Source organism: Mesorhizobium sp. WSM4846 (assembly GCF_055811415.1).
In genome coordinates this window covers 47,576-71,500 of the sequence record NZ_JBVVPZ010000032.1, presented here as the reverse complement: position 1 = coordinate 71,500, position 23,925 = coordinate 47,576, and the positions used below count along the sequence as shown (strand labels likewise).

Sequence of the window (23,925 nt, the reverse complement as noted above, 5' to 3'; positions counted from 1 at the left end):
TGACGGCCGCCGCTTTTGGCGTGATATGACGACACTATGGTCGCGCCTCGATGCTGCCGGGCCGATTTTTGGGCGGCAATCTCGCAAGGAGAGTTTTCGTGCCGCACTGGCTGCAATTGATGCTGGATTCGTTGCCCACGCTGCTATGGGCCGCGCTGATCTTCACCGTGCCGCTAACGCTGCTGTCGTTCGCATTCGGTCTCTTCGTAGGACTGGTCGCAGCGCTCGTCCGGCTGTTCGGCCCGAAGCCGCTGGTCGCCGTGGTCCGCTTCTATGTCTGGATCTTCCGTGGCACGCCGCTTCTGGTGCAGCTCTTCCTGATCTTCTACGGCCTGCCCTCGGTCGGCATCCTGCTCGACGCCTTTTCAGCCGCGTTGATCGGCTTCACACTCAATATCGGCGCCTATACGTCGGAGATCATCCGCGCCGTCATAGGCTCGGTGCCGAAGGGGCAGTGGGAAGCGGCCTATTCGATCGGCATGACCTGGGGCCAGGCGCTGCGACGCACTATCCTTGCACAAGCGGGCCGCGTCGCGGTGCCGCCGCTGTCCAACACCTTCATCTCGCTGGTCAAGGATACATCGCTGGCCGCCGCCATCACGGTGCCGGAGATGTTCCAGGCGGCGCAGCGCATCGTCGCCACCACCTACGAGCCGCTGATCCTCTATGTCGAGGCGGCGGCTCTCTACCTGGCGCTGAGCTCGGTGCTGTCGGCGTTGCAGGCGCGCCTGGAAAAGCGGCTCAACCGCTATGGCGGCTTCCTCGAGGCGCGCCCATGATCGGCCTCACCGACATAGAGAAGCGCTTTGGTGACAATCTCGTGCTGAAGGGTGTGACCGTCACCATCGAGGAAGGCAGCGTCACCGCCCTTGTCGGCCCCTCGGGCGGTGGGAAAAGCACGCTTCTGCGCTGCATCAACCTGCTCGAGATCCCGACCTCGGGCACGGTGCGCATCGGCGACGACGCGCTCGAATTCCATCCCGGCGGCAAGGTTCCCGGCAGGGCCATCCAGCGCCTGCGGCTTCAGACCGGCATGGTGTTCCAGAATTTCCAGCTGTTTCCGCACCGCACGGCGATCGAAAACGTCATGGAGGGGCTGGTGACGGTGTTGAAATGGCCGGCCGGGCGAGCGCGCGGGCGGGCGCTCGCCCTGCTCGAAAAGGTTGGAATGGCGCACAAGGCCGACGCCTGGCCGGCGACGTTGTCAGGCGGCCAGCAGCAACGCGTGGCGATCGCCCGGGCGCTGGCGCCATCGCCGAAAGTGCTGCTGTGCGACGAGCCGACTTCGGCGCTCGATCCGGAACTGGCGCAGGAGGTGGTCGACGTGCTCGGCCAGCTCGCCAGCGAGGGCACCACCATGGTGATGGCGACGCATGATTTGCGCCTCGCCTCCAAAATCGCCCAGGAGGTGGTGTTCCTCGACGCCGGCAGGGTCGTCGAGAAAGGCCCCGCCGCGGTTTTGTTCAGCAATCCGGAGCGCCAGCGAACCAAGCGGTTCATCGCGACGCTGAAGCAGGAGGCGGAGAAGGAAGGCGGCGGCGAAGGTTAATGCATGTCGCCCAAAACGGCGTAGCGGTTTTGGGGTGACCATCACAAACAACAAAAAAACCCGGCGCGAGACCGGGTTTTTCCAAATGCGAAGGCGAGAAGCGCTCAGGCTGCTTCTTCCTGCTCGGCTTCTTCGTTGTCGGCCTTGGCGCCGCGCTTCGGACCCTTGTTGAGGTTCACCTCGATGAGGCGCACCGCTTCGGTTTCCGACATGCGGTTGACGGCCGCGATCTCGCGCGCCATGCGGTCGAGTGCCGCCTCATAAAGCTGGCGTTCGGAATAGGACTGCTCCGGCTGATTGTCAGCGCGGTAGAGGTCGCGCACAACTTCCGAGATCGAGATCAGGTCGCCGGAATTGATCTTCGCATCATATTCCTGGGCGCGGCGCGACCACATGGTGCGCTTGACGCGGGCGCGGCCCTGCACAACCTTCAGCGCGCGATCGACGTAATCCTCTTCCGACAGCTTGCGCATGCCGATGGAAGTCGCCTTGGCGACCGGAACCTTCAGACGCATCTTGTCCTTCTGGAAGTCGATGACGAACAGTTCCAGCTTGTGGCCCGCAACTTCCTGCTCATCGATCGAGACGATCTGGCCGACGCCATGTGCCGGATAGACGATGTACTCGCCGGTCTTAAAACCGTGACGCGCTGCGCTGGACTTCTTCTGCGGGGTGATTGTTGCCATTACGCCATGAACTCCTTGGTGTGGAACCGGCATTCTGCCGGTCGAACTCGCGCGATCGGGGTACCGATCGTTAGCCGCACAACTACGAACCCACCGGAAAAGCCGAGGGCGGCAAATCGCATAGTCGCGACTGCCTGCCCCAGATCACTCTGGTCCGGATTGAAAAATTCACCTTTCAGTGATTTGGGGCGTTTGCGCCATAAATCGACGTTGTGTCACCGGCATGTTTGGTTCGTGTAGCACAAAAAGTCGGAAGAATCAAGGTTTTGCTGCACGCGCGAAGGTCAAGCGCGATCTCCGCCTGTCAAGGCAGTTAACGTGCGGTGCCTGTCAGCACGCGTGACGCCGATCAAACCGGCGTCGCCATTACGGTGCCACGCGCCCGTTTTGGACGCGCAAGGACGCTGTGACACTTTGATCTGGCGCATAGTCCTTCGCGAAAATCGATTTCGATTTTCGCGGTCGAGCGCTAGTCACCCTGGCCGGGCTCGGGGGAAAAATATTTTTCGAACTTGCCGGCCTCGCCATCGAAGGACTTGGCGTCGGCCGGAGGCTCCTTCTTGGCGGTGATATTGGGCCATTTATCGGCGTATTCGGTGTTGATCTGCAGCCATTTGTCGAGCCCCGGCTCGGTGTCCGGCTTGATCGCGTCGGCCGGGCATTCCGGTTCGCAGACGCCACAGTCGATGCACTCGTCGGGATGAATGACGAGCATGTTCTCGCCCTCATAGAAACAGTCGACCGGACAGACCTCAATGCAGTCCATGTATTTGCATTTTATGCAATTATCGGTCACGACATAGGTCATCGGTCGGCTCCGGGACGTCCCGTTTTATCAGGGCGACGTGGCGTCCAATCGGACGCACAAGGTACGCTCTAGCACATTGAATCCACGCATCGTGCTCTTGGAAAATCGATATCGATTTGTGGGCCGATGCGGTAGGCTTTCTTGGTGAGGTAACGTCTTTGCCTGCCGCTTGCAAGGGCAGCCATTGCGCGTGATGCCGGTGTTTCCGGAATGGATTTCCTGCCGGTGATGCGACGAAAGCCGGTTATGCGTCAGTCGTCGCCGAACAACCGGTCGGTCTCCCGGCGTTCCTTCTTGGTCGGGCGGCCGCTGCCGGCATCACGCAGTGCGGGGATCGCATCGCGAACGGCCTCGCCCTTTGGTGCCGGCGGCGGCGAGATATCCTCGTAGAGCAAGCGCGCTTCCTCGGCGGGACCGCGCCGGCTGCCGGTGCCGAGCACCTTCCAGACGAAGATGCGCCGCTCGAGAGTGATGGTCAGGACGTCGCCGAGGCGGACCAGATCGGAGGCCTGCGCTGCTTTGTCGCGATTGATGCGAACGCGTCCGGCCACCACCAGCTTCGCCGCCAGCGAGCGCGATTTCACCGCACGCGAAAAGAACAGCCATTTGTCGATGCGCTGGCGGGCATCAGTGACCATCGGAGCGAACGAACTTACTTCTTCAGCTGGTCGCGCAACGCGGCGAGCTTGGCGAAGGGGGAATCCGGGTCGAAGCGCACCGGACGCTCCTCGCGAGGCTTCGGCTGGAACGCGGGCTTGCCACCAGGCGCGCCGCCCTTGCCGTCCGGCCTGCCGCCTTTCCAGTCGGGCCGGCTTTCGCGACGATCGGGGCGCTCGCCCTGCGGCTTGCCGTCGCGCCGTTCGCCTGGCTCGCCCTGGGGCTTGGGCTTGAACTTGCTGCGGTCGAAGCGCGGCTTGCCGGCGCCGTCGCCGTCGCGGCGTCCTTCACGGGCGGGCCGGCCGCCCGGTGCGCCGGCCTGCTGCCCGGCCTCTGCCGGCGCGTTGCTGCGGCCATCGCGCGCGGCTTGTGGGCTGCGCGGGCGATTGTCCCTGTCACGGGGCCGGTTGTCGTGGTGGCGGTGGCGTGGGCGCTGGTCGAAGCGGCCCTGCCGCCACAACAGGATAGGTTTTGGTTCTTCGGCCTCTTTCTCGGCCTCTGGAGCAGCCTCGCCGATGGCGGCTTCCACCGCCGCGGCAGGTTCGGCCGAGACTGCTGCCGTTGCGGGCGAGGCTTCGGAAGCCGGCTCCGCCGGTGCGACCTCAACCTCGGCGGTTTCGGGTGCTGCCTCTCGAACTGCGGCTTCAGCTGCAGGTAGTGCCTCTACCGTGACCTCAGGCGGAGTTTGCAGCTGAGCTTCTGCGACAGGTTCCGCTTCGGCAGCGGGTTCCGCGAGAGCCTCCGCCGTGGCTTCTGCCACTGCATCCGGCTCAGAACTGTCGGCCGGCGCCTCGGCGGCTGCGTCGGCAATCGCGGCTTCAGCTGCCTTGGCCTGTTCGGCTTGTTCTTCCGCCGCCTGCTTGGCCGCGGCGGCTTCGCGCGCGGCATTGTCCTGTGCCTCGAGCCGTGCCTTCACCTCGACAGCCGGCTTCGGCTCGGCGCGGTAGCCGAGGCCTTTCAGAATCTCTTCCATGTCGTCGGCCGTGGCGCCGAGGATCGACATCATCGGCGGCGTCACCATGAAGGACTGACCATCATAGGCGCCGTCAGGGCGCTGGCCGAGGCCCGGCTTCCAGTTGGTTGCTGGCCGGATCAGGTCGGCCAGCCGTTCGAGGATGTCGACGCGCACCGCGCGACGGCCGAGATTGCGGTAGCCGGCCAGTTTGTAGAAGGTCTTGTCGAAGGTTGGATCGATGACCACCGAGGTGCGGCCGGAGGCCAGCGCGTGAACCACGTCGCCAAAGCCAGGCTTGTCCTTGCCGTCGTTCTGCAGCGCCCACAACAGCGTCACCAGTCCGGCCGGAGCCGGCTTGATCAGCGCCGGCACGAAGACGTGGTAGGCGCCGAAGCGCACGCCGAGCCGGCGCAGGGCGGCGCGGCCCTCCTGGTCGAGCGACTTCATCTCCTCGGCGATGTCGCGGCGGTTGATGAGCCCGAAATTCTCGACGAGCTGGAAGGCGATGCCGCGGCCGATGCCGGTGATCTGCTCGGCGTTCTTGAGGTCGACCAGCGGCTTCAGCAGCGACTCGATCTGGAAATTGACGAAGCGCTCGGCGCGCGCCGCGACCTTGTCGCGGGCGGGACCGGTGAGCTGCTCGTCGGCCAGCAGCACCAGGCGCGGCTTCAACGGCTCGTCGCCTGCGACCAGCGTGCCGATCGGCGCGCCGATCCAGCGCAGCGTGCCATCGGAGCCGAGCGCGATGTCGCCATTGGCCGAGGCGCCGAAGCGTTCGGCCCGCGCCTCGAATTCGGCTGCAAGCGCCTTCTGGGCTGCTGTGCGCACCGCCTTGGCGTCCTCGCCGCCGGCGCTTTGGTCCGCGGTGAAGCGGAACCCCTGCAACTCGCCGACATGATGGCCTTCGACGAGGACGGTTCCGGTTGGACTGATTTCGGCTTCAGGCATGGTATTTTCTCTAAGGCGCCGCATGAGGACGGAAGTCCTGCGGTCTACGAAGCGTTTCGTCAACCGCTCATGCAGCGCATCCGACAATCTGTCTTCGATTTCGCGCGTCTTTTCCTGCCAGTGTGCCTGATCGGCCAGCCAGCCGGGCCGGTTGGAAACGAAAGTCCAGGTGCGGATCTGGGCGATCCGGTGCGACAGCGTGTCGATGTCGCCCTCGGTGGTGTCGGCGCGGCGCACCTGCTCGGCCATGTAATTCTCATCGACATGGCCATGCCTGGCAAGGTCCATGTAGATCGAGGCGATCAGGTCGGCATGCTGAGCCGGGGCGATCTTCCTGTAATCGGGAAGGGCGCAGGCCTCCCACAACAGCGCCACGCGCCTGGCGTCGGTGGCAAGCGTCCGGATGTCCTCGTCGCGGGACAGATGTTCGAGCGCCTGCGCATCGACCGCCGGCAGCGCGCGCGTCAGGCCTTCAACCGGCGCGTTGGTCTCGATCGAGCGCTTCAGCGCGTCGAGGTTGGCGAAATCGAAACGCGCGGTGCGCCATTGCAGCACCTTCACCGGGTCGAAATCATGCGCTTCGATCTTCTTGACCAGTTCCTCGTCCAGTGGATCGACCTGGCCGGTGACGCCAAAAGTTCCGTCGCGCAAGTGGCGGCCGGCGCGGCCGGCGATCTGGCCGAGCTCGGCCGCCGTCAGGTTGCGATACTGGTAGCCGTCGAACTTGCGGTTCTGGGCGAAGGCGACGTGATCGAGATCGAGGTTGAGGCCCATGCCGATCGCATCGGTGGCAATCAGATAATCGACATCACCCGACTGGAACAGCTCCACCTGCGCGTTGCGGGTGCGCGGCGATAGCGCGCCGAGCACGACTGCCGCACCGCCCTGCTGGCGGCGGATCAGTTCGGCGATGGCATAGACCTCGTCGGCGGAGAAGGCGACGATCGCCGTACGTCGCGGCAGGCGGGTCAGCTTCTTGGAGCCGGCATAGGCGAGATGCGACAGCCGTGGCCGCGTCACCACCGACACCCCCTTCAGCAGACGCTGGAGGATGCCGTGCATGGTCGCTGCGCCGAGCAGCAGCGTCTCCTGGCGGCCGCGCAGATGCAGGATGCGGTCGGTGAAGATGTGGCCGCGCTCGAGATCGCCGGCCAGCTGGACCTCGTCGACGGCGACGAAAGCGGCGTCAGTCTCGCGCGGCATGGCTTCGACGGTACAGACCGAATATCTGGCGCCATCGGGCTGGATCTTCTCCTCACCGGTGATGAGCGCCACCTTGTGAGCGCCGACCTTCTCGCAGACGCGTGAATAGACCTCGCGGGCGAGCAGCCTGAGCGGCAGGCCGATAATGCCGCTTTCATGCGCCACCATGCGCTCGATGGCGAGATGGGTCTTGCCGGTGTTGGTCGGCCCGAGCACAGCGGTCACGTCGCGGCCTGACAGGATCAGTGGCTCAGTGTGTTTCGGCTGGATGTTCATCGACCTGGAAATTAAGGCTCTCTGCCTCGCGTTGTCGGGAGCGCGCCCCGTGGTGGCGCGGGTGACAGCCGACACATAGGGATTTTGGGCGTGAAGCGAAAGCAGAATATTCCGATGGCAGCTCGAAGCCTTCCGTCGGCGTCGAAATGCCGTTCCGCCGTTCCGATTTAACAGTTGGAACGAGTCTGGAACGAATCGGCTACGAATCGCTGACTCGCGCAGATTCAGGGTTTGTTCACGGCTACATCTGGATTTCTCGCCTGCGAGTCTCACCACATGCTGAATCGCCGAACTGGCCCGTTTCATGCAGGGCTGACGTCGCCGTTAACCTTTGCCGCTGAACGATCGACGCAGGTCGGCCGGCGTCATCCAACATTTTGAAATAATTAATCTTTCCTAACGCGCCTTAACCATTTGGGATGTTTTTCAGCCTTTGTCGTTTAACTCTGCGCTCAAAGCCGGAACGAAACGGCGACGAATCGGCGCCGGAGCATGTTTCCCGGTTTGTTCACCCCCATATGTAGTATCGTGAACAGGTATTCCACCTGTTATCCACAGGCGGGGAACAGGGTTTTGCACAGGCCGCACGGCCGCCGTTAACCTTTGCGTGCCGCTTCGGCACAAATCGGCGTCACGCCCATCGGTCGGCGCAGTCGCTGACCAGGCTGCCAGCAATGCAAAACGGCCTGGTTCAAGCCTCTCCCATGGCATAGCGCTGCCGCAGCGGGCTGCAACAGTCCCCGGCAACAGGCCGACGCCTCAGGTGACATGACGCCTCAGGTGATATACTGGCCGCCATTGGCTGATATGGTCGAGCCGGTGATGAAACCGGCATCGTCGGAAGCCAGGAAGACGACGCAGCGTGCGATCTCTTCCGGCTCGCCGAGGCGGCCGACCGGGATCTGCGGGATGACGCGCTCATTGAGCACCTTCTCGTCCATCGCCCTGACCATCTCGGTGGCGATGTAGCCGGGGCAGATGACATTGACGGTGATGCCGACCCGCGCCCCTTCCTGGGCGAGCGCCTTGGTGAAGCCGATATCGCCGGCCTTCGACGCCGAATAATTGACCTGGCCGGTCTGGCCTTTCTGGCCATTGATCGAGGAGATGGTGATGACGCGGCCGAACTTGCGTTCGCGCATGCCGACCCACAGCGGGTGCGTCATGTTGAATGCGCCGGAAAGATTGGTGTCGACGACCTCTTTCCATTGCTCGCGCGTCATCTTGTGGAACATGGCGTCGCGGGTGATGCCGGCATTGTTGACCAGAACGGAAACCGGGCCGAGATCGGCCTCGACCTGCTTGATGCCGGCGGCGCAGGCATCGTAGTCGGCGACCGACCATTTGTAGACCGGAATGCCGGTCATCGCGATGAATTTCTGCGCCGCTTCGTCATTGCCGGCGTAGTTCGCGGCGACATGATAGCCGGCGTTTTTCAGGCCGATCGAAATCGCGGCGCCAATACCGCGCGACCCACCGGTGACGAGTGCTACCTTTGTCATAATATCCTCCCTTTTTCTCGATCGGCGGGCGGCGAAAGGGGAACGCTCTAACGGCGGAGCCTGTTCGCCACCGACTGTTTCACGGCTTGCTCGCTCCGTCCTCACGGCGCTTTGCAGATGACTTCACAGCGCTTCCACGCACATGGCGACCCCCATGCCGCCGCCGATGCACAGCGTGGCGAGACCTTTCCTGGCACTTCTGCGGCGCATCTCGTAAACTAGCGTGTTGAAGATGCGGGCGCCGGAGGCGCCGATCGGGTGGCCGATGGCGATGGCGCCGCCATTGACATTGACGATCGACGGATCCCAGCCCATGTCCTTGTTGACGGCGCAGGCCTGGGCGGCGAAGGCTTCGTTGGCCTCGACCAGGTCGAGATCGCCGACCGACCAGCCGGCCTTGGCCAGCGCCTTGCGCGAGGCGGGAATGGGCCCGGTGCCCATGATCTGCGGATCGACACCCGCGGTCGCCCAGGACACGATGCGCGCCAGCGGCGTGATGCCGCGCTTTGCGGCTTCGGCTTCGGTCATCAGCAGCACGGCGGCGGCGCCGTCATTGATGCCGGAGGCATTGGCGGCGGTCACCGTGCCGTCCTTGTCGAAGGCCGGTCTCAGCTTGGTCATGGCCTCCATCGTGGCGCCGTGGCGGATATATTCGTCCTGGTCGACAATGGTGTCGCCCTTCTTGCCCTTGACGGTGAAGGCCACGATCTCGTCCTTGAATTTGCCGGCCTTCTGCGCGGCCTCTGCCTTGTTCTGGGAGGCCAATGCGAGCTGGTCCTGGTCCTCGCGGGTAATCTGGAACTGGCGAGCGACGTTTTCGGCCGTGTTGCCCATGTGGTAGCCATTGAAGGCATCCCACAGCCCATCCTTGATCATGATGTCGATCATCTTGTAGTCGCCCATCTTGACGCCGGCACGCAGGTGTTGAGCGTGCGGGGCCAGCGACATCGATTCCTGCCCGCCGGCGACGATCACCTTGGCATCGCCTGTCGCGATCTGCTGCATACCGAGAGCAATAGCGCGCAGACCTGAGCCGCAAACCTGGTTGAGGCCCCAGGCGGTGGTTTCCTTTGGCAGGCCGGCTTCGATAGATGCCTGGCGGGCGGGGTTCTGGCCCTGAGCCGCGGTCAGCACCTGGCCGAGGATGACCTCGTCGACTTCCGCCGGCTCGACACCGGCACGGGACAGCAACTCCTTGATGACGACGGCACCAAGCTCATGCGCCGGCGTGGCGGCGAAGGCGCCGTTGAAGGAACCGACGGGCGTGCGCGCCGCACTGGCGACAACGATGGCAGCGGACATGTTCTTCTCCACACTTCGAGGTATCGAGGTTTTGGTATCGCAGTTTGTATCGTCAGGGCTTTTCTTGCCCTTTCAATGATCCAAGTCAAACCGGAAATGGGCATACCGGCCATGCGCCGCAAGCAGGTTGCGCATCGTGGTGGATACAGCCGGCCCATTGCTGCGCAGCATTTTTAGCCCGCCGTGCAGCATTAATTGATGCCGCACTGCACAAACCGCTTGGAATTGTGACGCTTTTGCGCATATCCTTGAAAGGGCGCAATCGTTACCGGCAGCTTACCTCAAGTGCGCCGGTGTCCCGGGAGGATGCTGATGGCCGCGAAAGACGAACCGATTATCATCAAGAAATATGCCAATCGCCGCCTCTACAACACCGGCACCAGCACCTATGTGACGCTCGAGGACCTTGCCGAAATGGTCAAGAAGGGCGTGGAGTTCACCGTCCAGGACGCCAAGACCGGCGACGACATCACCCATCCGGTGCTGACCCAGATCATCTTTGAACTGGAGAACAAGGAAGGGCAGAACATGCTGCCGATTCCGTTCCTGCGCCAGTTGATCGCTTTTTACGGCGACCAGATGCAGATGATCGTGCCGAGCTTCCTCGAACAGTCGATGATCGCCTTCTCAAAGGAGCAGGAACGCTTCCGCGAGCAGATGAAGGGTGCGTTGGGCAAGTCGCCGCTGGACATGATGAAGATCACCACGCCGATCAAGGCGCTGGAAGAGCAGACGCGCCGCAATATGGAAATGTTCCAGAACGCCATGCGCCTGTTCACGCCATTCCCACCCGCTGGCCCACCCGCAGGCTCGAATGGCACTTCCGCAGCGCCAGCGGAGCCGGCCAGGAAAGAGACGTCGGAAAAGCCCGACGACCTTCAGGAACTGAAGGAACAGATCGCCGCCATGCAGCGCAAGCTCGACACGATGTCGTGATCGCCGGCCAGACCAAGCCCGGCCGAAATCTCTCATCAGCAGGCCGTATCAGAAATCTCCGCTCGAATGAGGCTGAGTGCCGCCCGACCCGCGCTATTTCGTTGTCACCGTCACCAGAGCCGTAACGGGTTTGCCGTCGACGAGAATGGGCTTGTGATGATCATCGGCAAGTAGGACGCCGATCACATGCTTGCCGGCGGCATCCGGGCAATGGCCGAAACGAGCCTTGACAAGATCGCCGCCAAAGTCGCTGTTCATGCTGTTGTTCGGCTTGCCGGGGATGTTGCAGGTATCTCCGGCGGGATCGATCTTCATATGCAAATGGCCGCATTGGCTGACGCCGTCGCATTCACCCGCTGGCAGAAGCGTGAAGTTGCTGCTGACGACGACGCCTATCGCCTTCTCTGGGTCATTGCCGAGTTCGATGACCGAACCGGCCGCCGGCCAGACGATTTGCAGGGTTGGCCGATCTTCGGCCTGGGCAGACCCGAGCGACAGTAAACAGAAAGCAAGGGCAGTCGTTGCGATGATGCGAAGCATGGTAACCTCCATTGATGTTGTAATCACTGATTACATATGAAACGCCTGGACGCAAGAAAATAATCAGTGATTACATATCGGCGTCGTGCTATTGGCAGGCATGACCAGCCCCACGGATTACGGCGAAGCCGCCAACCCCAAGCGCTATCATCACGGAAATCTGGTCGAGGCCTTGATCGCTGCCACCGTAGAGATCATCGAAGAGCGCGGAGCAGAGCATGTCTCGGTGCGCGAGGCGGCAAAACGTGCCGGCGTTTCGCCCGGCGCGCCATTCCGGCATTTCCGCTCGAAATCAGCACTGCTGACCGCCGTCGCCGAACAGGCGATGAACCGGCTGACCGAGGCCGTTGCCGATGCACAGTCCAAAGTCGGCAGCGCAGATCCCATTGTGGCCTTCGAAGCGATCGGGCAAGGCTATCTGGAGTGGGCGATCAGCAATCCCACGCATTTCCAGATCATCAGTTCTCGGACGCTGATCGATTTCGACGCGTCGGACAGTCTTCGTGATCAGAATGAAGCCGTTCGCCGGAAAATGATCGCCCTGCTGACCCAAGCGCAACAACAAGGTCGGCTTGCCCCGGACACCGACTTCGATCATCTGGTGCTTGCCGCCCGCGCATTTGTCTACGGCCTGGCACGCATGGCGATCGATGGTCATTTCCCGGAGTGGCATCCGTCCGAGCCGCCATCGCTCGCCGTACGGAAAGCTCTGCGTCTTTTCATCAGCCAGATGACAAATCCCGAAACGCAATCTCACGAGCGCCCTGAAGTGACTTCCGGGGATCGCTGACAAAACTGTCTTCGCACTGCAAAACCTGTCTTCGCACTAGTGTCAGGCGCACAGCTTCGAGTGAGGGTGTCCTCTTTCATGACAAAAATTTCATGTCATCGCCACTGAGTGCCGCTATTTTTGCGCCACACCAGACATATATGCTGCACTGCAATATGGTCCGTTAGCGCCGTAATGAAGGATTTCGCCTTGCCCAGCAGAAAAACTGCCATCGTCACCGGTTCCACCTCGGGCATCGGCCTGGCAATCGCCCATGCGCTCGCGGCCGATGGCTGCAACATTGTCGTCAATTCCTTTTCAGACACGGCCGACGACCAGGCCGTTACCGATGCGATCGCCAGGCATCACGGCGTGAAGACTGTCTACATCAAGGCAGATATCTCGAAGCCGGCCGAATGCCGGGCGCTGGTCGCAAAGGCAGCCGAGAGCTTCGGCTCGGTCGACATCCTGGTCAACAATGCCGGCATCCAGCATGTCGCGCCAGTGGAAGAATTTCCCGTCGAGAAGTGGGACGCCATCATCGCCATCAATTTGTCGTCGGCCTTTCACACCATCGCCGCCGCCATCCCGCTGATGAGAGAAGCCGGCGGCGGCAGGATCGTCAACATCGCCTCGGCCCATGGGCTGGTCGCCTCGCCGTTCAAATCGGCCTATGTTGCGGCCAAGCACGGCATCATGGGACTGACCAAGACGGTCGCTTTGGAACTGGCGCGCGACAAGATCACCTGCAACGCCATCTGTCCCGGCTATGTGCTGACGCCGCTGGTCGAGGCGCAGATCCCCGACCAGATGAAGGCGAACAAGATGGACCGCGACACGGTGGTCCGCGAGGTCATGCTCGACAGACAGCCGACCAAGGAATTCGTCACGGTCGAGCAAGTTGCCGCTGCCGCGGTGTTCCTGTGCTCGGATGCGGCAGCGCAGATCAACGGCACGCAAATCTCGGTCGACGGCGGCTGGACCGCGCAGTGATCCATCCAATGGCTCTATAGATCAAGGACAACGCCATGACGACAAACGGCAAGGCGGAGGAGCCCAAGAAGATCAACGTCGCGCTGCAGGGCGGCGGCTCGCACGGCGCCTTTTCCTGGGGCGTGCTCGACCAGTTGCTGGAGGACGGACGGCTCGACATCGCGGCGGTTTCGGGCACCAGCGCCGGCGCCATGAACGCGGTGGCGCTGGCCGACGGCTTCGTCCGCGGCGGCGTCGAGGGCGCGCGGCAGAAGCTCGACGATTTCTGGCGCGCGGTGGCGCGGAAGGGCCGGTTCAGCCCGGTGCAGCGCATGCCGTGGGACGTCGCCTGGGGCAACTGGTCGATCGAGAACACGCCGGGCTATCTGTTTTTCGACACGATGTCGCGGGTGTTTTCGCCCTATGTCGCCAACCCGCTCGGCCTCAACCCGCTGCGCGACGTGATCGAACAGGAGATCGATTTCGGCAATGTGCGCGCCTGCAAATCGATGGAGCTGTTCATCTCCGCGACCAATGTCGAGACCGGGCAGTTACGCGTCTTTTCCGATGGCGAGATCGATCTTGACACGGTGATGGCGTCGGCTTGCCTGCCGCAGCTGTTCCGCGCCGTCGAGATCAAGGGCGTGCCCTACTGGGATGGCGGCTATGGCGGCAATCCGGCGCTGTTCCCGTTCTTCAAGACGACTGCCACCGAGGACGTGCTTTTGGTGCAGATCAATCCGGTGGTCCGCGAGGGGACGCCGAAGAGCGCCAACGAAATCCAGAATCGCATCGACGAGATCACCTTCAACGCCGGACTCTTGCGCGAATTCCGCTCGATCGCCTTCATCAAGGAGCTGATTGCCGCCGGCCGGCTGCCGCATGGCGAATACCGCGACATCCGCATGCACCGCATCGATGCCGACGAGGCATTCAAGGACCTGTCGGCATCGTCCAAGGTCAATGCCGAATGGGCGTTTCTGAACTATCTGCGCGACCTTGGCCGCACTGCCGCCAGCGACTGGCTGGAGGAGAATTACGACGCCGTCGGCAAGCAGCCGACGCTTGACCTCTCAGGCGAGCTCGACGACGGCTTCAAGCCGATGCGTGGTCCGGCACCGGGCCGGCGGGTCAAGGAGTTCCTTGCAGCACGCAAGAAGCCCGAGGCAGCGCGTCGCCGAGCCTGAGTCGTTTTGTTTGTCAGTTTTTTTGCAAGGCTAGATCGATCACCTTGATCAGCGCGGCCGCAGCCCGCCGCTGCTCGTCCGGATCGCTGATGCGCATCTTCATGCCTTCCAGCCCGTCGAGCAGCATGTCGGCCAGCAATTTTGCCGACAAGCCCTTGGCGGTGAGATCGACGCCATTGCGTCCGGCTTCGCTCTGGATCGCTGCGGCAATATGCTCGGCAAACCGGCTGCGCCAGCAGCCGATCAGGTCGGCGAGACTCGATTTCATGTCAAGGAGTTCGGCGCCATGCGGCGAGGCGTGGACGGTGCGCGTCATCGAGATCAGCGCTTCGTCGATGGCCCGCATCGTGCGCTCGGCAAATGGTTCTTCGCCGGCGAGTGCCGTTTTCGCCTGCTCGAGCGAGCGGGAGAGCAGCATCAACGCAATGGCGCGATAAATATCGGTCTTGTTCTTGAACTGGAGATAAAGCGCCGGCCGCGACATGTCGGCGGCACGCGCAATGTCGTCCATGGTGGTGCGGGCGAAACCATAGGCCAGAAACACCTTCATCGCGCTGTCCAGAATGCGGGCGCGCTTGGGGTCGGTGGCGATGTCCTCGATCTCGATCATGGCGCGACTTTATCCTGCAAAAGCTCTATTGACAAAATGACGTAATTTGTCAGATGTATAAGGGCGAATGGCCGACCGGCCTGCCCGGGCTGTGGACGACAACAAAGGGTATCCCCATGCGCCTCACCGTCGACGGGCAGGCATTCGACGTCAATGCCGATCCCGAAATGCCGCTGCTGTGGGCGCTGCGCGATCTCATGGGCAAGACCGGGCCGAAGTTCGGCTGCGGCATCGCCGCCTGCGGCGCCTGCACGGTGCATGTCGACGGCCAGCCGGTGCGCTCCTGTTCATTGCCGGTCGGTGAGGTCACCGGCGCGGTCACCACGATCGAAGGCATCGGCACCGAAGGCAGATTGCATCCGGTACAGCAGGCATGGCTGGAAGAGCAGGTCGCCCAGTGCGGCTACTGCCAAGCCGGCCAGATCATGAGCGCGGTGGCGCTGCTCGACCAGGTTGACGATCCGACCGATGCCGATATCGACGATGCCATGGGCGGCAATCTCTGCCGCTGCGGCACCTACCCGAAGATCCGTGCGGCGATCAAACGGGCGGTCGTGCTCAAGACGGCGGGGATCTGACCATGGCCAGTGTCGGAAAGATCGCCCGCCGCACGTTTCTCATCGGCACCGCTGCCATCGCGGGCGGCGTCGCCGTCGGCTATTACTACTATCGCAAGCCTTTTCCGAATCCGCTGGAAGGCGACCTCGCGGCTGATGAAGCGACCTTCAACCCCTATGTGAAAATCGGCGCCGACAACACCATCACCATCGTCGCGCCGCGCGCCGAGATGGGCCAAGGCATATCGACGACTCTTGCTGCCATGGTTGCCGAAGAGCTCGATGTCGGGCTCGACCAGATCAAGGTCGAGCACGGCCCGGCCTCCTACGCCTATTTCAATGCGGCGATCCTGGAAGAGGGCGGTCCGTTCGCCTTCTTCGATGAAAGCATGACCGCGGAAATAGTGCGCGCCGGCATGGGCGTGGCCGGAAAATTCCTCGCTCTGCAAGGCACCGGCGGTTCGACATCGACGCTCGATGGTTTCGGCAAGATGCGGCAGGCAGGCGCCGCCGCGCGGCAGATGCTGATTGCAGCGGCCGCGCAAAAGCTCGGTATAGCTGCCGCCGATCTGGAAACGGCCAACGGCTCGATCCTGCACAAGGCATCGGGCAAGTCGCTGACCTATGGCGCGGTCGCTGCGACCGCTGGGACGATGGCGCCGCCCGCGGAAATCAGGCTCAAAGACAAATCCGACTGGAAACTGCTCGGCAAACCGCAAAGACGCATCGACATGCTGGCCAAGGTCACCGGGGCGCCGATCTTCGGCATCGACGTGACGCTGCCGGAGATGCTGTACGGCACGGTCAAGATGAGCCCGCGCTTCTGGGCCAAGCCGGTCAAGGCGGATTTCTCCAACGCCGAGAAAATGCCTGGCGTGATCAAGATCGTGCCGATCGACACGAATTACGGCCACGGCTTCGGCATCATCGCCGAAAACACCTGGGCGGCGTTCAAGGCGGCGGAGGCGATCGACGCCGAATGGGCCGACCCCGAATATCCGCTGGACAGCGCCGGCATTTCCGAGGTGCTGAAGCAGGCGCTCGGCACCAAAGGGTCGGTGATGCGCGATGATGGCGATGTCGATACCGCTTTCGCCGACGCGCTGCGCGAAAGGATCGTCGAGGCCGACTATGCGGTGCCTTATCTGGCACATGCGACGATGGAGCCGATGAACGCCACGGCGCGGCTGAAGGACGGCGTCCTCGACATCTGGTGCGGCAACCAGGCGCCGACCTTGGTGCGGCAGCTTTGCGCCAATGCTGTCGGCATTGAGCAGGACAAGGTTAGCGTCCACACCACCTTCATGGGCGGCGGCTTCGGCCGACGTATCGAGGTGGATTATGCGCTCTGTGCCGCGCTGATGGCGAAAGAAACGGCAGGCCGGCCCATCAAGGTGATTTGGACGCGCGAGGAGGACATGCGCCACGACGCCTACCGGCCGGCTTCGGTCGGCAAATTCCAGGCGCGGCTTGGCAACGACGGCATACCGGTCGCCGTCGACATGACAATCGCCTCGCCATCGCCGATAGCCAGCACCTTGCGCCGGCTGTTTCCCTCGATCCCGCCGCTTGGCCCCGACAAGTCCATTGTCGATGGGGCCTTCGACCAGCCCTACACCATCCCGAATTACCGGGTCAGCGGCATTGCTGCGCCCGCCTCCATCCCGGTCGGCTTCTGGCGATCGGTCGGCTGCTCGATCAACGGCTTCTTTCATGAGGGCTTCATGGACGAGATCGCCACCGCCGGGAAAACCGATCCGGTCGAACTGCGCAAGACGCTGATGGCTGCCTATCCGGCAGCGGTGAAGGTGGTCGAGAAGGTCGCCGAAATGGCGAAGTGGGGCGAGGCGCTGCCCGCCGGCAAGGCCAAGGGCATGGCGTTCACGCTGTCCTTCGGCAGTTGGGTCGGCGAGATCGTCCAGGTCGCCGACACGCCGTCCGGGATCCGCATCGAGAAGATGTGGATCGCCGCCGATGTCGGCACCGCGCTCGATCCTGATATCATCGAGGCGCAACTCATCTCCGCCGCCATCTACGGCCTGTCGGCAGCGATGGGTCAGGAGATTACTTTCGCCGACGGCATGGTCGAGCAGTCGAATTTTCATGACTACGACGCCATGCGCATCTCCCAGTGTCCGGCGTTCGAAGTCGCCATCCTGGAGAATTTTCACAAGATGGGCGGCGTTGGCGAAGTCGGCACGCCGCCGGCGGCACCGGCACTCGCCAACGCCATCTTCGCACTGACGGGCAAGCGCATCCGGACACTGCCCTTGTCGAAGGAGGTGACCTTTGCATGAAATATTCCCATCATGCTGACAGCTGCTGCCATGCTGTTTTGCTGGCGCCTACCAACGGCACTGGCAAGCCGGGCACGGCACCGATGATGGTCGATGCAGCCAAGACTTGCCCGAGGGACGCGGTCTGGCGGTTGCTTTCGCATCCGCGCTGCGCCGAGTGTTATGTCGCAGATAAAAGGCCGCGCTGGTCCGGCGCGCTTCACGGCGGCCGCACCCTGCCCATCGAAGTATTACCCATCAACATTTCTGACTATATTGCGGTGCAACTTTGATGTAGAAGCTCGTTCGCCGATCACGGCAAGTTGAACACGGCCTTGCGCGCACCCATATCGGCGACGCGCCCGAGTTACAAGACGCGGCCTGGCCGAATCCCGCGCACTGGAAAAATGACGATGCCGAAGTACAGGTTTCACAAGCTTGCAGCCATTGTTGTGCTTGTCGGATTCGCTGCCTGGATGGCGACGGGCGAGTTCTCGTCCGTCGGCAGCGCGGCCGCCGACAAACCCAAAGCGGGGGAGGTCGAGCAGCCAAAGGCGCCTGACGCCGGCAAGGCCAAGCCCGCTGAGGCAGAGCAGCCCAAGGCGCCGTTGCGCACCGTCGCGATCTTAACCCCGCCCAGGCGTACCTATGCGCGCGCCATCCGCATTTCCGGACTGACCGAAGCCGACAAGCGCGCGGTGCTGGCGACCCGGGTCGACGGCATCATCGACAAGCTGCCGGTCAAGCAAGGACAGCACGTCAAGACGGGCGACCTCGTGCTGATGCTTGCCACCGAGGAAAAGCTTTCGGCGCTCAGCAACGCCAAGCAGCTTGTCGCGCAGCGTCAGGCCGAACTCGATGCGGCCTCGCGGCTGGCGAAAACCGGCAATCTGCCCAAGCTGCAGCTCGACAACGCTCGCTCCACCCTGACCTTAGCGCAGTCGATGCTGGAAGCGATGCAAGCCCAGCTTGATCGCAATGAGGTGAGGGCTCCGTTTGACGGCGTCATCGACCGGGTGCCGGTGGAGCTTGGCAGTTCCGTGATGCAGGGCGGCGAGGTGGCAACCATTCTGAGCCTCGACCCGGTGATAGCCCGCGGCGAGGTCAGCGAGCGTGATCTCGGCTATCTGAAGATCGGCGACAAGGCGAAGGTACGGTTGGTCAGCGGCCAGAATGTCGAGGGCACCGTGCGCTATATCAGCCGCGACGCCTCGTCCGCCACCCGCACCTTCCGGGTCGAGATCGCAATCCCCAACCCCGAGGGCACCATTCCGGCCGGGATGACGGCCGAGATCGCGCTGAGCGCGCAGCCGACCGACGCAGTCATGCTGCCGCGCTCCGTGGTCACGCTCGGCGACAAGGGCGATCTCGGCATCCGCGCCGTCGACAAGGATAACAAAGTCGTGTTCTTCCCGATCGATCTGGTCGACGATACGCCAACCGGCCTGGTGCTCGGCGGCATCCCTGCCGATGCGCGCATTATCGTCGCCGGCCAGGAACTGGTGAAGGAAGGCGAAGTGGTCAAGCCGGTCGAGGCCGACCAGGCGACCATTCAGAAGCTGCTGGGCGAAGCGACGGCCGGGACGCAGTAATCATGGATATCGTCAAACTCGCAATCAGCAATGCCAGGCTGACCATTTCGGTGCTGGTGTTCCTCATCCTTGCCGGTGCGGTCGCCTATCAGTCGACACCGAAGGAAGCGGAACCCGACGTTCCGATTCCGATGATGTATGTCAGCCTGATCTATCAGGGCATCTCGCCCGAGGATTCGGAACGCCTTCTGCTGCGGCCGATGGAAGCCAAGCTGAAGAGCCTCAAGGGGCTCAAGGAGATGCGTTCGGCCGCCTTCCAGGGCGGCGGTTATGTGCTGGTCGAATTCCACCCGCAGACGGATCTGGCGACGGCGCTGCAGGACACGCGCAGCAAGGTCCAGGACGGCAAGGCCGACCTGCCGCAGGCAGCCGAGGAGCCTGTGGTCTCCGAGGTCAACGTCTCCGAGTTCCCCGTCCTTGTCGTGACGCTGTCGGGCGAGGTGCCCGAGCGCGTTCTGACGACGGCTGCGCGCGAGTTGCGCGACCGCATCGAGGAAGTGCCTGGCGTGCTGGAAGGCTCGCTGCAGGGCGCCCGCGACGATCTCGTCGAAGTCGTCATCGATCCGATGAAACTGTCGTCATACGGGCTGCAGCTCGAGCAGCTGATCGGTGCGGTCGGCGATTCCAACAGTCTTGTCGCCGCCGGCAACATTGAAGGGTCCGAGGGCAAATACGCCGTCAAGGTGCCGTCGCTGATCGAAACGCCACAGGACGTGGCGGCGCTTCCGATCGTCGCCGGCCCCAATGCCGTGGTGCAGGCCAAGGATATCGCCACCGTCCGCTCCACCTTCAAGGACGCCGAGACGGTGACCCGTCTCGACGGCAAGCCGGCGATCGCCATCGAGGTGAAGAAGCGCATCGGCTCCAACCTGATCGACACGATCGCCCAGGTCACGGCGGTGTCCGATGCCTTCATAAAGACTATGCCGGAAGGCATGCACGTCACCTACACGCAGGACAAATCGGTGTTCGTCAACCAGTTGCTCGGCGATCTGCAGAACCACGTCATGATCGCCGTGATCCTGGTGTTCATCGTCATTCTCTACGCGCTGTCTGGCCGTGCCTCGCTGCTGATTGGCCTCGCCATTCCATCGTCGTTCCTGATCGGCATCCTGCTGTTGGCGATGATGGGCTACACGATCAACATGATCGTGCTGTTCAGCCTCATCCTGGCGGTCGGCATGCTCGTCGACGACGCCATCATCGTCACCGAATTCGCCGAGCGGCGGATGAGCGAAGGCATGCCGAAGGCAGAGGCCTTCGCGCTTGCCGCCAAGCGCATGGCCGGTCCGGTCATCGCGGCGACGATGACGCGCATCGCCGCCTTCTCGCCGCTGCTGTTCTGGCCGGGCATCATCGGCGACTTCATGAAATACATGCCGATCACGCTGATCGTCACACTCTCGGCCTCGATGCTTTACGCACTGGTCTTTGCACCGGCGCTGGGCGCCTTGTTCGCCAAGGCGCCGCCGCATCACGAGAACGACAACCGCGACGGCTGGTACATGGCGGTGGTCAAGCAGGCGGTTCGCTTTCCCATCACCGTGCTTCTGCTCACCGTCGGCCTCTTGTTCGGTGTCGGCTTTGCCTATTCGAAATACGGCGCCGGCGTCGAGTTCTTCCCGAATGTCGAGCCCGACTACGGCCTGCTTTATGTGCACGCCCGCGGCAATCTTTCGCTCGCCGAAATGGATGCCGCCACGACGACCGCGGAAAACCGGCTTCTCGGCTGGCCAGGGGTGAAATCGGTCTATACCCGAGTCGGCAAGACGCAAGGCGGCGGCCAGGACATTCCTGAAGACGTGGTCGGCGTCATCCAGTACGAGTTCGTCGACTGGCGCGAGCGCAAATCGGCGAACGCCATCCTGGACGAACTGCGCGGCGTCATGGCCGGCATTCCCGGTGTCGACGTCGAGGTTCGCGTGCCCGAGGCCGGCCCGCCCACCGGCAAGCCGATCCAGATCAGGCTTTCGGCCGTCGACCCGCAAGGCCTCGACGACAAGGCGCGCGCCGTCGCCGCGCGCATTGCCAAGGTCCCCGGTGTCATCGATATTTCCGACGGCTTGCCGCCGCCGGGCGTCGACTGGGCGCTCGACGTCGACCGCGCCAAGGCGGCACAATACGGCATCAGCCCGACCTCGGTCGGAACGGTGGTGCAACTGGTGACGAACGGGCTGAAGCTCAGCGAATACCGGCCGGCCGGTGCTGACGACGCCGTCGACATCAGGCTGCGCCTGCCCGAGGACCGGCGCACGCTGTCGACGCTCGACGACCTCAGGGTGCAGACGTCGCAAGGGTCGGTGCCGATCTCGAATTTCGTCGCGCGCAAGCCCGAGCCGACCGTCGGCATCCTCAACCGCATCGACGGCGCGCGCACCGTGGTCGTCCAGGCCAATGTCGCCGCCGGCGAGCAGGTCGCTTCCGTCCAGCAGCAGGTCACCCAGGCGGTCGCCGAGATGGATCTCGGCAGCGGCATACGCTGGAAGCTTGCCGGCTCGAACGAGGACAGCGCCGAGGCCAGCGCTTTCCTCAGCAAAGCCTTCGGCGCCGCGATCTTCCTGATCTTCCTGGTGCTGCTGATGCAGTTCAACAAGTTCACCAGCGTTTGGCTGGTGCTGTCCTGCGTGGTCATGGCGACGGTCGGCGTGTTCCTGGGATTGCTGTTGACCGGAGAGGCGTTCGGCATCGTCATGTCGGGCATCGGCGTCATCGCGCTGGCCGGCGTGGTGGTGAACAACAACATCGTGCTGATCGACACCTATGACCGGCTGCGCGAAGAAGGCTGGGACAAGATGGACGCGGTTTTGCAGACCTGCCGCGAACGTGCCCGCCCGGTCGTGCTGACGGCGGTGTCGGCGATCCTCGGCGTGCTGCCGATCGCCTTCGGCCTCGGTCTTGAAATCTTCCATCACGAGACGACGATCAACGCGCCGTCGACGCAATGGTGGATTTCTCTGTCGTCGGCAATCGTCTTTGGCCTGTCCTTCGCCACCTTGCTGACGCTGGTGGTGACGCCGTCGATGCTGATGGTGTTCACGCGCAGCAAGAACAGCCGCTTCTATGCATTCTTCCGTCGGCTGTTCCGGCGCGGAACGCCAGCCGATGCGACTATGGAGGCCTCCGCCAGGCCCGGCTTGCTCTACGAGCCGGCGATCGACTTCCCGAGGGCCGCCGAATAGGTCGCTCGCTTCAGCCCAGGTAGAAAAGGCCGCCGGGAACAACCCAGCGGCCTTTTGCATTGTCCTGTCATGGAATGCCTCAAAGCGGGGAGTTTCTCATGACGCTCAGCACCATTCTCATCATCATTCTGATCCTCATTCTGATCGGCGCGGTGCCGGCATGGCCTCATTCGCGTTCCTGGGGTTATGGTCCCTCCGGCATCGTCGGCGTCATCCTGATCGTGCTGCTGGTGCTGCTGCTGATGGGCAGGATTTGACCCGGAGTTGGTGTGCACGAATGCTACAGCGCTGCGCGTCCTGTTGGACTCACAGCGCTGTAGCACTTGATTTTGCGCATGGTCCCGAGCGTTCGGTTCGGATCATGGATTGGGTAACGGCCGCTTTCCGTTTCAGGCAGCTTTCGAAACGCCATCAATCGTGGCGACACCGATATCATCGAGAGCCGCTGCCACCGCCCTATCCAGCGGCGTATGCGGGATCGTGCCGATGATGCCTTCCAGTCTTGCCGAGACCAACTGGTGTGGCTCGAAGCGGAGATAGGACATCGAGACGAGTTCGCGCCACATCGCCACGAACGGACTGCCGGCGCGCAACACCCACCACGGCATCGACGTCAGTTTCAACGAGCGCCCGAGCGCCTGCTCCGCGGCGGCCTTGATCTCCAGATCGGTAACGGCGTGGCCGGGAAAGTTCAGCGCCTCGTAGGCGCCGAGCTTGTCGAGATTCTCAGTCAGTCCGACGAAAGCCTTGGCCATATCAGGCAGATAGGCCCATTCATGCAGGAGATCGGCCGGCCCGGGGGCGGTATAGACGCCCTTGTCCATCTTGGCGGCGACCATTAGATCGAACCACGATCCGGTGCCGGTGCCACCGAAGAAATCGCCGGCTCGCAGCAGAATGGTGCGCACTCGGCCTGCTTCGGCCTCGCGGCGAAAGAGGTCTTCCATGGCGACGCGGATGCGGCCCTTTTCCGTCGTCGGGTAGAATGGCGTGTCTTCGGTGATGACTGCCGGCATCGGCGAGCCGTAGTTGTAAACGCTGCCGGGAGCGAGGTGCAATGCATGGTTCGCCCGGCACGCGGCCATGACGTTCTCGGCCATCGGCAGGCACTTGCCCCAGTCGGTGTAGATCGGGTTGAGACCGTTGAAGATGATGTCGACGCCTTCGGTGGCGCGGATAAGCGCTTCGCGATCGAGCCCGTCGCCGGCGACGGCTGTGGCGCCGGTGAGTTCTGCCGGTATCTTGCCGCTGCGGGTGATGGCGCGGACATCATAGCCGGCGTCGATGAAGGCCTTGGAAACCACGCGGCCGAGCCGGCCATTGGCACCCAGAATTGCGATCTTGGTCATGTTTCGTCTCCGTGTTTACGTTACGGTCACAATATGATCCGCCCGAAAACGAATGGAAATTGACCGAATTTG

At 62.9% G+C, this 23,925-nt stretch carries 21 protein-coding genes; 12 read left to right on the top strand and 9 right to left on the bottom strand.

Going from position 1 to position 23,925, the window contains the following annotated elements:
- The first annotated feature begins 98 nt into the window (after positions 1-98).
- Together AC0L15_RS23630 and AC0L15_RS23625 are read left to right on the top strand one after the other, a co-directional pair.
- The gene (locus AC0L15_RS23630; RefSeq protein WP_287247086.1) at positions 99-779 is read left to right on the top strand and encodes an ABC transporter permease subunit; all 681 of its coding nucleotides are present in this window, start codon (positions 99-101) and stop codon (positions 777-779) included.
- Positions 776-1,549, top strand: a complete 774-nt coding sequence (locus AC0L15_RS23625; protein ID WP_287247087.1) for an amino acid ABC transporter ATP-binding protein — start codon at positions 776-778, stop codon at positions 1,547-1,549. Before AC0L15_RS23630 ends, AC0L15_RS23625 begins: the two co-directional genes overlap by 4 nt.
- Before the next feature lie 104 nt (positions 1,550-1,653).
- Here the strand turns inward: AC0L15_RS23625 and AC0L15_RS23620 are convergent, their stop codons facing one another.
- The 6 genes from AC0L15_RS23620 to AC0L15_RS23595 all read right to left on the bottom strand — a co-directional run bounded on the left by AC0L15_RS23620 (position 1,654) and on the right by AC0L15_RS23595 (position 9,886).
- Positions 1,654-2,235 (bottom strand): CarD family transcriptional regulator, encoded by a 582-nt coding sequence (locus AC0L15_RS23620; protein WP_027152934.1) that lies wholly within the window; start codon positions 2,233-2,235, stop codon positions 1,654-1,656.
- A 469-nt stretch (positions 2,236-2,704) separates the two neighbouring features.
- Complete coding sequence (gene fdxA, locus AC0L15_RS23615) at positions 2,705-3,043, bottom strand: ferredoxin FdxA (RefSeq protein WP_023803892.1); 339 nt, start codon at positions 3,041-3,043, stop codon at positions 2,705-2,707.
- A gap of 251 nt (positions 3,044-3,294) precedes the next feature.
- On the bottom strand, positions 3,295-3,681 hold the full coding sequence (locus tag AC0L15_RS23610; RefSeq protein WP_027152935.1) for an RNA-binding S4 domain-containing protein: 387 nt from the start codon (positions 3,679-3,681) through the stop codon (positions 3,295-3,297).
- Positions 3,682-3,695: 14 nt separating this feature from the next.
- Positions 3,696-7,082 carry a helicase-related protein gene (locus AC0L15_RS23605; RefSeq protein WP_287247088.1) on the bottom strand — a complete coding sequence of 1,129 codons (3,387 nt, stop codon included), beginning with the start codon at positions 7,080-7,082 and terminating at the stop codon, positions 3,696-3,698.
- A 776-nt stretch (positions 7,083-7,858) separates the two neighbouring features.
- Positions 7,859-8,584 (bottom strand): acetoacetyl-CoA reductase, encoded by a 726-nt coding sequence (gene phbB / locus AC0L15_RS23600; protein ID WP_287247089.1) that lies wholly within the window; start codon positions 8,582-8,584, stop codon positions 7,859-7,861.
- A 123-nt stretch (positions 8,585-8,707) separates the two neighbouring features.
- The gene (locus AC0L15_RS23595) at positions 8,708-9,886 is read right to left on the bottom strand and encodes an acetyl-CoA C-acetyltransferase (RefSeq protein WP_023797006.1); all 1,179 of its coding nucleotides are present in this window, start codon (positions 9,884-9,886) and stop codon (positions 8,708-8,710) included.
- 312 nt (positions 9,887-10,198) lie between these two features.
- Here AC0L15_RS23595 and phaR point away from each other — a divergent pair, with 312 nt between their 5' ends.
- The gene (phaR, locus tag AC0L15_RS23590; RefSeq protein WP_023797007.1) at positions 10,199-10,822 is read left to right on the top strand and encodes a polyhydroxyalkanoate synthesis repressor PhaR; all 624 of its coding nucleotides are present in this window, start codon (positions 10,199-10,201) and stop codon (positions 10,820-10,822) included.
- A 93-nt stretch (positions 10,823-10,915) separates the two neighbouring features.
- On the opposite strand, the gene AC0L15_RS23585 is transcribed toward phaR, so the two are convergent.
- Complete coding sequence (locus tag AC0L15_RS23585) at positions 10,916-11,362, bottom strand: hypothetical protein (protein WP_287247090.1); 447 nt, start codon at positions 11,360-11,362, stop codon at positions 10,916-10,918.
- A 100-nt stretch (positions 11,363-11,462) separates the two neighbouring features.
- Here AC0L15_RS23585 and AC0L15_RS23580 point away from each other — a divergent pair, with 100 nt between their 5' ends.
- The 3 genes from AC0L15_RS23580 to AC0L15_RS23570 all read left to right on the top strand — a co-directional run bounded on the left by AC0L15_RS23580 (position 11,463) and on the right by AC0L15_RS23570 (position 14,290).
- On the top strand, positions 11,463-12,152 hold the full coding sequence (locus tag AC0L15_RS23580; protein ID WP_128176214.1) for a TetR/AcrR family transcriptional regulator: 690 nt from the start codon (positions 11,463-11,465) through the stop codon (positions 12,150-12,152).
- 189 nt (positions 12,153-12,341) lie between these two features.
- Entirely contained in the window at positions 12,342-13,124 is a 783-nt protein-coding gene (locus AC0L15_RS23575) for a 3-hydroxybutyrate dehydrogenase (protein WP_473497230.1), read from the top strand.
- A 35-nt stretch (positions 13,125-13,159) separates the two neighbouring features.
- On the top strand, positions 13,160-14,290 hold the full coding sequence (locus AC0L15_RS23570) for a patatin-like phospholipase family protein (protein ID WP_023797011.1): 1,131 nt from the start codon (positions 13,160-13,162) through the stop codon (positions 14,288-14,290).
- 13 nt (positions 14,291-14,303) lie between these two features.
- Here the strand turns inward: AC0L15_RS23570 and AC0L15_RS23565 are convergent, their stop codons facing one another.
- Complete coding sequence (locus AC0L15_RS23565) at positions 14,304-14,900, bottom strand: TetR/AcrR family transcriptional regulator (RefSeq protein WP_023797012.1); 597 nt, start codon at positions 14,898-14,900, stop codon at positions 14,304-14,306.
- Positions 14,901-15,016: 116 nt separating this feature from the next.
- On the opposite strand from AC0L15_RS23565, the gene AC0L15_RS23560 reads away from it, so the two are divergent.
- From AC0L15_RS23560 to AC0L15_RS23535, 6 genes are all read left to right on the top strand, one after another.
- Positions 15,017-15,478, top strand: a complete 462-nt coding sequence (locus AC0L15_RS23560) for a (2Fe-2S)-binding protein (protein ID WP_023797013.1) — start codon at positions 15,017-15,019, stop codon at positions 15,476-15,478.
- Between the two features lie 2 nt (positions 15,479-15,480).
- Positions 15,481-17,754 (top strand): xanthine dehydrogenase family protein molybdopterin-binding subunit, encoded by a 2,274-nt coding sequence (locus tag AC0L15_RS23555; protein ID WP_473497228.1) that lies wholly within the window; start codon positions 15,481-15,483, stop codon positions 17,752-17,754.
- Complete coding sequence (locus AC0L15_RS23550) at positions 17,751-18,026, top strand: hypothetical protein (RefSeq protein ID WP_023797015.1); 276 nt, start codon at positions 17,751-17,753, stop codon at positions 18,024-18,026. Before AC0L15_RS23555 ends, AC0L15_RS23550 begins: the two co-directional genes overlap by 4 nt.
- Positions 18,027-18,146: 120 nt before the next feature.
- Positions 18,147-19,325: an efflux RND transporter periplasmic adaptor subunit gene (locus AC0L15_RS23545; protein WP_023797016.1), complete on the top strand. Its 1,179-nt coding sequence runs from the start codon at positions 18,147-18,149 to the stop codon at positions 19,323-19,325.
- Between the two features lie 2 nt (positions 19,326-19,327).
- Positions 19,328-22,504 carry an efflux RND transporter permease subunit gene (locus tag AC0L15_RS23540; RefSeq protein ID WP_287247093.1) on the top strand — a complete coding sequence of 1,059 codons (3,177 nt, stop codon included), beginning with the start codon at positions 19,328-19,330 and terminating at the stop codon, positions 22,502-22,504.
- 98 nt (positions 22,505-22,602) lie between these two features.
- Positions 22,603-22,761 (top strand): DUF3309 family protein, encoded by a 159-nt coding sequence (locus tag AC0L15_RS23535; RefSeq protein WP_091593346.1) that lies wholly within the window; start codon positions 22,603-22,605, stop codon positions 22,759-22,761.
- Positions 22,762-22,893: 132 nt separating this feature from the next.
- On the opposite strand, the gene AC0L15_RS23530 is transcribed toward AC0L15_RS23535, so the two are convergent.
- Entirely contained in the window at positions 22,894-23,853 is a 960-nt protein-coding gene (locus AC0L15_RS23530) for an NAD-dependent epimerase/dehydratase family protein (protein WP_287247094.1), read from the bottom strand.
- Positions 23,854-23,925 lie beyond the last annotated feature (72 nt).